The 12,760-nt window shown below is 46.0% G+C and carries 11 protein-coding genes; 4 read left to right on the plus strand and 7 right to left on the minus strand.

Annotated elements, in window-relative coordinates; all coding sequences use genetic code 11:
* The first annotated feature begins 116 nt into the window (after positions 1-116).
* The gene (locus tag HUB64_RS08860; RefSeq protein WP_011789106.1) at positions 117-566 is read left to right on the plus strand and encodes a DUF4826 family protein; all 450 of its coding nucleotides are present in this window, start codon (positions 117-119) and stop codon (positions 564-566) included.
* A 176-nt stretch (positions 567-742) separates the two neighbouring features.
* Here HUB64_RS08860 and HUB64_RS08865 read toward each other — a convergent pair whose 3' ends face one another.
* The 6 genes from HUB64_RS08865 to rluE form a co-directional block, all read right to left on the minus strand.
* Positions 743-1,882 carry a cupin domain-containing protein gene (locus HUB64_RS08865; protein WP_173496828.1) on the minus strand — a complete coding sequence of 380 codons (1,140 nt, stop codon included), beginning with the start codon at positions 1,880-1,882 and terminating at the stop codon, positions 743-745.
* A gap of 152 nt (positions 1,883-2,034) precedes the next feature.
* The gene (purB, locus tag HUB64_RS08870) at positions 2,035-3,405 is read right to left on the minus strand and encodes an adenylosuccinate lyase (RefSeq protein ID WP_173496829.1); all 1,371 of its coding nucleotides are present in this window, start codon (positions 3,403-3,405) and stop codon (positions 2,035-2,037) included.
* 29 nt (positions 3,406-3,434) lie between these two features.
* The gene (gene hflD / locus HUB64_RS08875) at positions 3,435-4,052 is read right to left on the minus strand and encodes a high frequency lysogenization protein HflD (RefSeq protein WP_028759733.1); all 618 of its coding nucleotides are present in this window, start codon (positions 4,050-4,052) and stop codon (positions 3,435-3,437) included.
* Between the two features lie 3 nt (positions 4,053-4,055).
* A complete protein-coding gene (mnmA, locus tag HUB64_RS08880) occupies positions 4,056-5,174 on the minus strand; it encodes a tRNA 2-thiouridine(34) synthase MnmA (protein WP_173244504.1) in 1,119 nt (372 codons plus the stop codon).
* 324 nt (positions 5,175-5,498) lie between these two features.
* A complete protein-coding gene (locus HUB64_RS08885) occupies positions 5,499-5,993 on the minus strand; it encodes an NUDIX hydrolase (RefSeq protein ID WP_105252674.1) in 495 nt (164 codons plus the stop codon).
* A 45-nt stretch (positions 5,994-6,038) separates the two neighbouring features.
* Positions 6,039-6,824 carry a 23S rRNA pseudouridine(2457) synthase RluE gene (rluE, locus tag HUB64_RS08890; protein WP_217363089.1) on the minus strand — a complete coding sequence of 262 codons (786 nt, stop codon included), beginning with the start codon at positions 6,822-6,824 and terminating at the stop codon, positions 6,039-6,041.
* A gap of 343 nt (positions 6,825-7,167) precedes the next feature.
* On the opposite strand from rluE, the gene HUB64_RS08895 reads away from it, so the two are divergent.
* Positions 7,168-9,393, plus strand: a complete 2,226-nt coding sequence (locus HUB64_RS08895) for an NADP-dependent isocitrate dehydrogenase (protein WP_173244510.1) — start codon at positions 7,168-7,170, stop codon at positions 9,391-9,393.
* Between the two features lie 321 nt (positions 9,394-9,714).
* Here HUB64_RS08895 and cspD read toward each other — a convergent pair whose 3' ends face one another.
* Entirely contained in the window at positions 9,715-9,921 is a 207-nt protein-coding gene (gene cspD, locus HUB64_RS08900) for a cold shock domain-containing protein CspD (protein WP_006081937.1), read from the minus strand.
* Positions 9,922-10,115: 194 nt separating this feature from the next.
* On the opposite strand from cspD, the gene clpS reads away from it, so the two are divergent.
* On the plus strand, positions 10,116-10,424 hold the full coding sequence (gene clpS, locus HUB64_RS08905) for an ATP-dependent Clp protease adapter ClpS (RefSeq protein ID WP_006081936.1): 309 nt from the start codon (positions 10,116-10,118) through the stop codon (positions 10,422-10,424).
* Positions 10,425-10,467: 43 nt separating this feature from the next.
* Positions 10,468-12,735 (plus strand): ATP-dependent Clp protease ATP-binding subunit ClpA, encoded by a 2,268-nt coding sequence (clpA, locus tag HUB64_RS08910; RefSeq protein WP_173244515.1) that lies wholly within the window; start codon positions 10,468-10,470, stop codon positions 12,733-12,735.
* The last annotated feature ends 25 nt before the right edge of the window (positions 12,736-12,760 follow it).

The raw sequence follows: 12,760 nt of genomic DNA on the forward strand, positions 1-12,760 counted from the left end.
ACGTAAGCTTTGCGATTAAGAATGGATTGTACTGAATTTAACGTAACGAATAGAATGAATCGCGTACTGATCCCAAGAATTAGGTTCGCGTTATAACAATAAGATAGGACGGAAGTATGACTGAACAAGCTGTCGACCAAACTCAACAAAATTTATCAGCTGAAGAAATAGAAAAGCTGCGTCAAGAGTGGGTCAGAACTCAATTTCAAAAAGCCAATCGTTTTCTCGCTGAAAAAGGCGTGATCCCAAGCAAAGTCCTAGCCGATGAAAGCCGTTATCTTGCGCCTTATATGGCGATTTGGAAGATGGAATCAAAGCGTCCAAGCAACAAAACCTATTGGGTGATGTCAGGTGATTTACCGTCGGATTTTGTCGATGTGAAAGTGGCGGCTACGGCCCGTGATGCCGTGCGTCATTTCTCTATGATGTGGCAAATGCAGGCGGAAAACTTAGTGCGTTCGGGTGCAACCCGTGATGCCACTCAGGCTAAATTTGCTCAACTATTAGTATCGCGTGCCGAGAGTTTATATCGTATGCACAACGACGATAAACTGTGGAATGCTTAAACTCAAATGAGTTGAGGATTGTATTTAGATAGTATTGAGTTAATACAGTCACTTGTGTTGATTGATACTGATAATTGAAATAACAATAAGGCACTCAGTTGAGTGCCTTTTTTATACTGACTTTTATGTTGATTTCCTATGTTAAGAACAAGGTCATCGAACAAAGTCGATAGGGCTTATTCTTCGCTGTCGCTCAAGTAGTAGAAACCTTGATTGATGAGTTTCAACAGTAAGGCTTGGACTTCTTCATGCTGACATATTTCAGCCGCTTCATCGGCGTTTAAGCTGACGTTATCGCTCAACTGTGCGATTACGTCTGCCGGTGTTTGGGGCAGTTCGTGTACATCACCATTGATGAATAATCGCGGCGTGGCGTCATTTTCAAGGCGCAATACTTTCAAACCACCGATACGGCTCACTCCAGCACCTTGGGCGAAGGCATCTTGCAAATCTTCCATGCTGTAAGCTTCTTCGCCTTCACACAAATCAAGCTCGAAACGGTTTTGACTGAGTAGCTTACCTAACACGATTTGGTAGCTATTGGGATCTTGGCTCAGCTGACTCAAGAGTGACATTATGCCCACTTGATGATCTTGGCTGACAATACCCGCTGAACTCGGTTCAGTTTGCGATGTGAAACGCTGCTGACCTAAGTTATTGTCGAGCAAATAATCGGCGACTTCACTGACTAATTCTTGCTGGCTAGGAGCGCGGAAACCAATCGAGTAACTCATTGCCACAGTTAGGGTTTCGCCGCAGTGTGGGAAACCAGGTGGAATATAAAGCATGTCGCCTTTTTCTAACACTACATCGATAATGGGTGTGAAGTCTTCAACCAGCGGCGAGTTGGGATTGCCACCGCGGCGTTGTTGCGGGGTATTGTCACCCACAGTCCAGCGACGCTCACCTTCGCCTTGAATGATAAACACATCGTAGTTATCGACGTGCGGGCCGACACCGCCACTTGGGGTTGCAAATGATGCCATCAAGTCATCGAAGCGCCAGTCAGGTAAAAAACGCAGCGCTTCAACTAATGGTTGCGAATCTGGGTACCAATGGTTGACGGCTTGCACTAATAATTGCCAATGGGTTTCGCCATAGCTGTCGTAATCTTCAAACGGACCTTGCACCACTTCCCAATCATTATCTTTGGTGACAACGATGCGTGAAGAGATTTCTTCTTCACAGGCAAGGCCTGCTAATTCATCGGCGCTGATAGGATCTTCAAATTGCGGAAATGCTTTTTTGATCAACAGGGGTTTCTTTTGCCAGTATTCACTAAGAAACTGGGCGATATCGAGATTGAGTGTATACATAGTGTTAAAAAAGGCGACCACATCACGGTGATGTGGGTCGCCTTAATCCTTATTTCTGTTTAAGAAAGAGTATTGTCCGTCGCTAACTTCAGTTAATAACTAATTTCAGTCAATAGCTTAATATTAGTTAATCGCCAATTTTAATTAATAACTTACTTCAGTTCGTCGACAAACGTTTCGGCACGACCAATGTAGTTGGCTGGCGTCATTTTCTTCAGTTCAGCCTTCACTGAGTCTGGTAATTCAAGTCCGTCAATAAACACTGACAGTTGCTGCGCGTCGATACGTTTACCGCGCGTCAGTTCTTTTAATTTTTCGTATGGCTTTTCAATACCATAACGACGCATTACCGTTTGTACGGGTTCTGCTAACACTTCCCAGTTGTGATCTAACTCATCACGCAGATGCGCTTCGTTAACTTCTAACTTGCTGATGCCTTTTAAGGTCGCTTGATACGCGATCAACGCATGGGCAATACCCACACCTAAGTTACGCAGTACAGTCGAGTCAGTTAAGTCACGTTGCCATCTTGATAACGGCAGCTTAGACGCTAAATGTTGCATCAGGGCGTTAGCGATACCTAAGTTACCTTCAGAGTTTTCAAAATCGATTGGGTTAACTTTGTGCGGCATAGTCGATGAACCGATTTCACCGGCGATAGTGCGTTGTTTGAAGTGACCTAGGGCGATGTAACCCCAAATATCACGGTCAAAGTCAATCAGCACAGTGTTGAAACGGGCAACTGCATCAAATAATTCGGCAATGTAATCGTGTGGCTCGATTTGCGTCGTGTAGGCATTCCAGTTCAAGCCAAGGCTAGTCACAAAACGCTCAGACAGCTCATGCCAGTTAACTTCAGGGTAGGCTGACAGGTGAGCATTGTAGTTACCTACGGCACCATTCAGTTTACCCATGATTTCAACATTGGCGATTTGTTTGATTTGACGTTCAAGGCGCACTGCGACGTTCGCCATTTCTTTACCGAGCGTCGAAGGTGACGCGGGTTGGCCATGGGTACGTGACATTAATGGCACAGAGCGATATTCAATCGCCAGCTTTTTAATTGCCGTCAGCAACTCATTGCAGTAGGGCAGTAAAACATGCTCACGGGCTTCAGTCAGCATTAAACCGTGGCTTAAGTTGTTGATATCTTCAGAAGTACAAGCAAAGTGAACAAACTCACCCACAGCGGCTAATTCGCTATTGCCTGCGATTTTTTCTTTAATGAAGTATTCAACCGCTTTTACATCGTGGTTAGTGGTGCTTTCGATAGCCTTAACACGCAGCGCATCTTGTTCGTTGAAATTGTCTTTAATGCCATCTAGTACGGCGATAGCTGACGCGCTCAATGTTGGCACTTCGCTAATGTCTAGACAGTCGGCTAACAGTTTTAGCCAATTGATTTCAACCTGAACACGGTACTTGGTAAGACCGAACTCGCTGAAAATCCCTCTCAATGACGCGGTTTTACTACCATAACGACCGTCTACCGGAGAGATAGCAGTTAGTGCGGAAAGATCCATGTGTAGCTCCTTGATGAACGCTAATTTTATTATAGGGTAAGACTTTTCTTGGCTGTATCGACTATGGCTTTGCGGGCGAAGACTAAGTGTCGACGTTTACCGCCCAACTGACGCCACAGTACTGCGCTGCGTATAGCGGCAAGCAGCAGAGCACGAATTTTATGTTGTACAATAGGGCGCTGCAAACACACAGGATTACCCGATATTTGGATTTTTGGCCCTAAATTACTGATGATGTCACTGTAAATGCTGGCAAGATTGGCAACAACTTGCTCATCTGTGATGGCAAAATGATGTAGCTGGCGATTCACTTGATTAATACGTTCAGCCAACATGCCTAAGCCACTGTTAGAGCGCACGAGTTTACGCTCTAGGGCAAGCACGCCCACTAAATAGCGGGTGATTTCAACATCTTTTTGGCTGCTGTCACCGAGCTGGTTCAGGATCAGCTTATAGCCTTTTTGCAATACGATTTTATCTTGGTAGACATCGGGCGTATTGTCAGGATTGGTGACGAGAATGGTGTTTAAGCTCGCTGCGAGCTCGGCATTATCCAATTCGCCATGGCGCGCTAAATGTTGAACTTGGGCAATGGCTTGCAGTATGCCTGCAAACGCCATCGTCCGATTAATGAGTTGCTCGTTCACGCTTTACCCTCGGATTAATTGATCTATGATGCCGCCACCTAGGCAGACCTCACCATCATAAAATACCGCAGACTGTCCAGGCGTCACCGCCGCAACAGGTTCATCGAAGACCACGCGCAAGGTGTGTTCATCTGTGTAGGTTAATGTACAAGGCACATCTTGTTGGCGATAACGGGTTTTCACTGCGATATGACAACCATCGACAGGCCCAGTTCTATCCACCCAATGCAGTTGGTTAACTGTCATGCCGGTCGACATCAAACGGGGATGGTGTCCGCCTTGACCCACGATCAATACGTTACGCTCAAGATCTTTATCGACCACATACCAAGGATCGTCATTGCTGTTTTTCATGCCGCCAATGCCTAAGCCTTTACGTTGGCCTAAGGTGTGGTACATGAGTCCTTGGTGCGTGCCTATGACTTCGCCTTCTGGGGTTTCGATATTGCCAGGCTGCGCCGGTAAATAAGTCCCTAGAAATTCAGTAAATTTACGCTCACCGATAAAGCAGATGCCAGTACTGTCTTTTTTATCATGGGTGATTAAGCCCATTTCTTTCGCAATTTCACGTACTTGATGTTTTTCGAGCTCACCGACAGGGAACAGGCTTCGGGCAACTTGCTCATGGCTAAGAGTGTAGAGGAAATAACTTTGATCTTTATTGCCATCAACACCGCGGAGCATTTGTGTGCTGCCATCGCTGTTATCGCGACGGCGAACATAGTGGCCCATTGCGATGTAATCGGCGTCGAGGATTTCGTCGGCAAATTCTAAAAATGCCTTAAATTTTATCTCTTTGTTGCACATGATATCGGGATTTGGCGTGCGGCCGGCTTTGTATTCGGCGAGGAAATACTCAAATACATTGTCCCAATATTCGGCAGCAAAGTTGACTGTGTGTAGCTTGATCCCGAGCTTGTCGCACACGGCTTGGGCATCTTTTAAATCTTCTGCGGCCGCGCAGTACTCGTTGTTGTCATCTTCTTCCCAGTTCTTCATGAATAGGCCTTCAACCTGATAGCCTTGCTGCATAAGCAAATAGGCTGAAACAGATGAATCTACACCGCCGGACATGCCGACAATGACTTTTTTTCCTGTATGAGTGGGTTCGATTGATGTCATAAATCCTAAAAACCATTGAGTATGTGTGTTGGCTAGGTGGATGAATTTAAGCCGCGACATTGAGCGCGTAACAAAAATACCTAACCTAACTAAAAATATGGGCTAACTAAAAATCCAAGCTCACTTTAAATCCAAGCTAACTTTACATCTAGGTGCTGTGCTGCTGATTGCTAAATCAAACTTTGCCAGCGCTATCAAATAAAATGAGTCCGCAAACTGTCAGTAAACCTCGCATTTACGGCCAACTCTTTATTTGCTGTACAAGGCCTCTGCAGTAGCACACGCATTAAGCTTAGCCAGCCGTTTATGCGGGGCGGTATTCTATCACGCCTTGCTCGCTTGGGCTATCGTGAGGCGGTCACTATTGAGTAAGCTAAGGGGATAAGTTTGGCCATTTTGTGCCTGATTGAGATAGTCTTTTAAGCAATCGAGTACTAAGGGACTGCGCAGTAAAGAGGACTTGGCTTCTATCTGCGCAAGACTTAACCAATGCGCACTATGGATCGCTTTATCCTGCGGCGCAGGTGAGGGCATATCATCTAACTGCACGAAAAAAGTAAAGCGCACAAAGGCTAAGTCTTCACTGGCGCTGAGTTGATAAATACCGACGAGTCCTTGGGCTTTTAGTGATAACCCCGTTTCTTCAAACACTTCGCGCTCACAGGCTTGGATCAAGCTTTCATTCGCTTCTAAGTGACCCGCGGGTTGATTAAAGCGTTGCTCGCCTTCAATCCACTCTTCTACCATCAGATATTTGTCCTGTGAAGTTGCATGAACAATACAAGCGACGGTCACATGGGGTTTATATCTTTGACTCATGGAGCCTCCTTTGAGTGGATTGGAACGCAAAAATTAGGCTGAAATTTAGACTTCATCACCGAGACGGATGCATTTGTGCTCACCCGATGGCAAATTATCTAGACTCCATTGGCCTATTTTATAACGGATTAATCTTAAGGTCGGAAAACCGATATGCGCTGTCATGCGTCTGACTTGGCGGTTGCGGCCTTCATGAATTTGGATTTCTAGCCAAGTTGTTGGGATATTTTTGCGCTCTCTCACCGGTGGATTACGTGGCCAAACGTCGGGTGAATCCATGATTTTGACTTTAGCAGGCAGCGTCATACCATCATTTAATTCAACACCTTGGCGCAGTTTAGTGAGTGCATCTTCCGTCGGAACGCCTTCTACTTGCACCCAATAGGTTTTAAAGGTTTTCTTTTTTGGCTCTGTCAGCCTTGCCTGTAATTGACCGTCATTGGTCAGCAGCAATAAGCCTTCACTGTCTCTATCTAAGCGGCCTGCGGCATACACGTCAGCAATCGGGATATAGTCTTTTAGGGTCTTGCGACCTTGCTCATCGGTAAACTGGCAAAGTACATCAAAAGGCTTATTAAACAGCACAATAATCGGTGCGAGCGTTTGGCTCTGCACCGGTTTTGCCGCCGCAATTGCGCGTCGATTAGGATTTTTAAAGGGTTCTTTCTTTAAACTGCCATTGGCATTTCGTGCTGGCGCCACTTTGTTATCTACGGCGGTAGCGCGGTTGGCAGGGCCTCTGCTGGCGGGCTTAGCGGGTTTAATCGGGCTTTTGGCTGGGGAACTTGCGCTGGCATTGGCACCTTTAGGTTGAAACTTGTTTTTGGTCATACTTTTGCTAACAGGAGGTTGAGACACGCTTACCTGACTTGATTGAGTCGTTAATGTGGTCATAGTGTACTTGGCATTCGCCGTTAGTGGAATTTGAATATTATTGCGAATGCTCTATGATGTCGGCCAGAAAATGTGATCTGTGCCTAAATGTTTATTAGGTTTTAATGAGTCGTTGTAACAAATTTTAGCTTGCGCGCAAAGACAGAAGGGCATTGAGAATTTGAAAGGTGAGGGCGTGGTCGATTGCCTTGATTGATATTTTTCCTGTGCTCAGATTTGTTCGCCATGCTATAAAATTATTATAAAAAATATTAAATTTTACAATAATGTAGGATGTAACATGAAAGATAACTCATCAACAATTATTTACACTGAAACAGACGAAGCGCCAGCACTGGCCACCCTCTCACTCTTACCTATCATCAGAACGTTTACCGACGCCGCGGGCGTTGCGGTTGAAACCCGTGATATCTCGTTATCGGGCCGTATTATTGCCAGTTTCCCTGAGCAACTGACTGAAGCACAAAAGATTGGCGACCATCTGACAGAGCTTGGCGAGTTAGCGAATCAGCCAGAAGCGAACATCATCAAGTTACCAAATATCAGTGCTTCGATCCCACAATTAAAAGCCTGTATCCTTGAACTGCAGCAAAAAGGTTACGACATCCCTAATTATCCGGATGAGCCAAAAACCGACGCTGAAAAGTCAATTAAAACACGTTACGACAAGATTAAAGGCAGTGCGGTAAACCCAGTACTGCGTGAAGGTAACTCAGATCGCCGTGCCCCATTATCGGTGAAAAACTTCGCCAAGAAAAACCCGCATTCCATGGGGAAATGGGCCAAAGATTCCAAGTCACACGTTGCCCACATGACTGACGGTGATTTCTACGGTAGCGAGCAGTCTGTGACTTTATCTGATGCGGGCAGCGTGAATATCGTGCTGACCCAAAAAGATGGTCAAGAAGTGGTGCTCAAATCGGGTCTTAAGCTGCTGGCTGGCGAAATTATCGATGCTGCGGTGTTGAGTAAAAAAGCCTTAGTGAGCTTCTATGAGCGTGAAATCGAAAACGCCAAAGCTGAAGATGTGCTGTTATCGCTGCATCTGAAAGCCACTATGATGAAAGTGTCTGATCCTATTATGTTTGGTCACGCTGTGAAGGTCTTCTTCAAGCCAGTATTTGACAAACATGCGGCGCTTTTCGCTGAATTAGGCGTTGATGTTAACAACGGTTTTGGCGATGTTTATGCCAAAATAGCGACATTACCTGCTGATAGCCGCGCCGAAGTCGAAGCCGATATCGCCGCCGTTTACGCTGCGCGTCCCGCATTGGCTATGGTTGATTCTGACAAAGGTATCACCAACTTACACGTACCAAGCGACATCATTATCGATGCGTCTATGCCTGCTGCGATTCGTTCATCTGGCCAAATGTGGGGACCAGACGGTCAACTGCATGACACTAAAGCCATGATCCCTGATCGTTGCTATGCCGGTATTTACCAAGAAACGATTGCTTTTTGTAAAGAGCACGGCGCTTTTGATCCTAAAACCATGGGCAGCGTGCCAAACGTGGGCTTGATGGCGCAAAAAGCCGAAGAGTACGGCAGCCACGATAAGACCTTTGAAATTCCTGCTGACGGTGTGGTTAACGTTGTCGATGCCAGCGGTAAGGTATTGATGAGCCATAACGTGGAAGCGGGCGATATCTGGAGAATGTGCCAAGTTAAAGACGCACCTATCCGTGATTGGGTAAAACTGGCCGTGCGCCGTGCCCGTTTAAGCAATACCCCTGCGGTATTCTGGTTAGATAGCAAACGTGCCCACGATGCGCAAATCATTGCAAAAGTGCAGCAGTACCTGCCAGAACATGACACTGATGGCTTAGATATCAGCATTATGTCTCCAGAAGACGCGACGCGTTTGTCTTTGGCTCGCATCAAAGAAGGCAAAGATACCATTTCAGTTACGGGTAACGTTCTACGTGACTACCTGACTGACTTGTTCCCTATCCTTGAGCTAGGCACCAGTGCTAAAATGCTGTCAATCGTTCCATTAATGAACGGCGGCGGTCTATTTGAAACAGGTGCGGGTGGTAGTGCGCCTAAGCACGTGCAACAGCTTGAGAAAGAAGGTCACTTACGTTGGGATTCGCTCGGTGAATTCTTGGCTCTGGCGGCGTCTCTTGAGCATTTAAGCCAAACAGTGGGCAATCCAAAAGCCCAAGTATTAGCCGATACTTTAGATCAAGCCATTGGCCAATTCTTAGATAGCAATAAATCGCCATCAAGAAGAGTCGGTGAGCTGGATAACCGTGGTAGCCATTTCTACTTAGCCATGTACTGGGCACAAGCCTTAGCAGCGCAAACCAGCGATGAGCAGTTACAAGCACACTTTATTCCGTTAGCGCATGCGCTCGCGGCGAATGAGCAAGTGATTGTGGCTGAATTAGCGATGGCACAAGGTGCACCAGTCGATTTAGGTGGTTACTACCGTTTAGATGCGGCTAAGGCTGAAAAAGCCATGCGCCCAAGCGAGACGTTGAACAAGCTGTTGATTGCTTAATCCCGCTCGTTATCACTTTTAGATGGCGTGCGCGTCAGTGTTGGCCATCTAAGTTGATGTAAAGTTGTAAGTCATTAGACTGATTTTAAAAAAGGGTCTGCATTGCAGATCCTTTTTTATACCCTAAATTTGCTGTCGAGACCGATGATAAAAACTTTTTTCTGGGATGCAATGGATGATGTGTGGCGATTGAACTTGAATTAAATTCATGCGAAATGATGATGAGCGATGCAGCATTAAGTGGTGAGAATTGATGAAACACGCAGCAATAAAAAGGCAGGGACAAGTCCCTGCCTTTTAGATCATTGGCCTCACCAAACGTTATTTTGTTGGTGAAATGGCTGAAGCGTGCATCCCTTTTGGACCGGCTTCTACTTCAAATTGAACGGGTTGGCCTGCTTTTAGAGTTCGATAGCCTTCCATTTCAATGGTAGAATAGTGTGCAAAAACGTCCTCACCACCTTGATCAGGGCAAATAAACCCGAATCCTTTGGCGTTGTTGAACCATTTAACAGTTCCGCTTGCCATACTTCCACTTCCTTCTGTTGTCTACTTACCAGTAAGATAGTAAAACCTGTATAGACGGGTATTCGTTCACCGTCTGCACAACAGAATGTAAGGAGTAAATGCGGAAGTCAAGCTAAAATTAACAAAGGGGTAACAACTGATTAATTTGAACGGATCAATTGGAAGAGGCCAACACGAGAGGCTAGTATTAAAAAATGGCAAAGATAGGAAATATTGAACACGTTGAAGAACGTGTCGAATCAGAGTTAATGCCGCCTTCGATGTATAAGGTGGTACTCAATAATGATGATTACACCCCAATGGATTTTGTGATTGAAGTTTTGCAGGTTTTCTTTCGCAAGAACGAGCAGGAAGCGACCGATATCATGTTGACGATCCATCACCAAGGAAAAGGGATTTGCGGTATTTTCCCGTTTGGGATTGCAGAAACTAAGGTGATACAAGTAAATCAATTTGCAAGACAAAACCAACATCCGTTACTGTGTTCGTTAGAGAAAGCATAAAACCGCTTTACTCTGTAGTCTGTTGTTAATTTTGGGGGTGCTTATGCTGAACAAAGATCTGGAAGTCACCTTAAATCTGGCGTTTCAGCAAGCCAGAGACGCGCGTCACGAGTATATGACAGTGGAACATCTGTTATTAGCTCTGATCGACAATCCTGCGGCTCAAGAAGCGTTAATCGCCTGTGGAGCGAATCTAGATAAACTCAGAGATGAAGTGGCAAGCTTTATCCAACAAACAACCCCAATCATTGCCGATATTGATGATGACAAAGAAACTCAGCCGACGCTTGGGTTCCAGCGAGTGCTGCAACGGGCAGTATTCCATGTGCAGTCATCGGGTCGCAATGAAGTGAACGGCGCTAACGTGTTAGTTGCCATTTTCAGTGAGCAAGAATCCCAAGCCGTGTATTTACTGCGCCGCTGCGACATTAGTCGCCTCGATGTAGTGAATTTTATTTCCCATGGTTTCGCCAAAAATGATGATGCTGAGTCACATCAAGATCAAGAACGTGTCGAAGAGCAGGGCGAAGGCAGCGAAGAGCGTAGTATGTTGTCGCAATTTGCGTCCAACTTAAATCAACTTGCAAAGCAAGGGATCATCGACCCTTTGATTGGTCGCGACCAAGAAATTGAGCGCGCGATTCAAACCCTGTGCCGTCGCCGTAAAAATAATCCACTGTTAGTGGGTGAGGCGGGTGTAGGTAAAACAGCGATTGCTGAAGGGTTAGCGTATCGCATTGTCAATAAACAAGTACCCGATGTAATGCTTGAAGCGACAGTGTATTCCTTAGATTTAGGTTCACTGCTGGCGGGAACTAAGTATCGCGGTGACTTTGAAAAACGCTTTAAGAACCTGTTAAAAGAACTGGCGGCGGATAAGCATGCCATCCTATTCATCGATGAGATCCACACCATTATCGGTGCGGGCGCGGCCTCTGGCGGCGTAATGGATGCCTCTAATCTGCTGAAACCTTTGCTATCTAGCGGCAATTTGCGTTGCATGGGCTCGACTACTTTCCAAGAATATCAAAGTATTTTTGAGAAAGATCGCGCACTTGCACGTCGTTTCCAAAAGGTGGATATCAATGAGCCTTCAGTGGAAGAAACCACTAAGATTTTGATGGGGCTTAAGTCTAAATACGAAGAATATCATGGGGTTCGTTATACTCAGGCCGCGATCAGCAGCGCTGCAGTATTGTCGGCCAAGCACATCAACGACAGGCATTTACCCGATAAAGCCATCGATGTGATTGATGAAGCGGGTGCGCGTATGGTGATGCTGCCTATGAGTAAACGTAAAAAGACCATAGGCCAGGCCGAGATTGAGTCGATTGTGGCGAAAATGGCACGTATCCCTGAGAAGTCGGTATCCGCTACTGATAAGGACTTACTGCGTAACCTTGAGCGCAACCTTAAGATGGTGGTCTTTGGCCAAGATAAGGCCATTGAGAGTCTGAGTTCGGCCATTCGCTTATCGCGCAGTGGCTTAGGTGCTGACCGAAAACCTGTGGGGAGCTTCTTATTCGCCGGTCCCACCGGTGTGGGTAAAACCGAAGTCACTAACCAACTGGCCAACTGCTTGGGGATGAAACTGGTGCGCTTTGACATGTCTGAGTACATGGAAAGCCATACAGTGTCACGCCTGATTGGTGCGCCTCCTGGTTATGTGGGTTATGACCAAGGTGGCTTGCTCACGGATGCAGTGATTAAAAATCCGCACTGTGTCGTGCTATTGGATGAAATTGAGAAGGCCCACCGTGATGTCTATAACCTGCTGTTGCAGGTGATGGATCACGGTACTTTGACCGATAATAATGGTCGTAAGGCTGACTTCAGACATGTGACTTTGGTGATGACCACTAACGCGGGTGTACAGGAGACTATTCGTAAGTCTATTGGCTTTACCCAGCAAGATCACACCCAAGATGCATTATCTGAAATTAATCGAGTATTTTCGCCAGAATTTCGAAATCGTCTCGATTCCATCATTTGGTTCAATCATTTGGATATGACGATTATCGCCAAAGTGGTCGATAAATTCTTGGTGGAATTGCAGGCTCAGTTGGATGCAAAACACGTTACTTTGGAAGTCAGCGACGAAGCCAGAACCTTGTTGGCCGAGAAAGGCTACGATAAGAACATGGGCGCACGTCCAATGGCTCGGGTCGTGACCGAATTGATCAAACGTCCATTGGCTGACGAGATATTATTTGGTGTCTTAGAGTCAGGCGGAGTGGCGCATGTGGATGTGAAGGAGGGCGAGATTGTCATTCGTACCGAACGTCACGAAAAAGCGACAACAAAAGCTTAATGCTTGATTATCCATTAGTTTTAGA

Origin of the sequence: Shewanella sp. ISTPL2, from assembly GCF_013283205.1 — a bacterium.
GTDB classification, from domain to species: Bacteria; Pseudomonadota; Gammaproteobacteria; order Enterobacterales; family Shewanellaceae; genus Shewanella; species Shewanella oncorhynchi.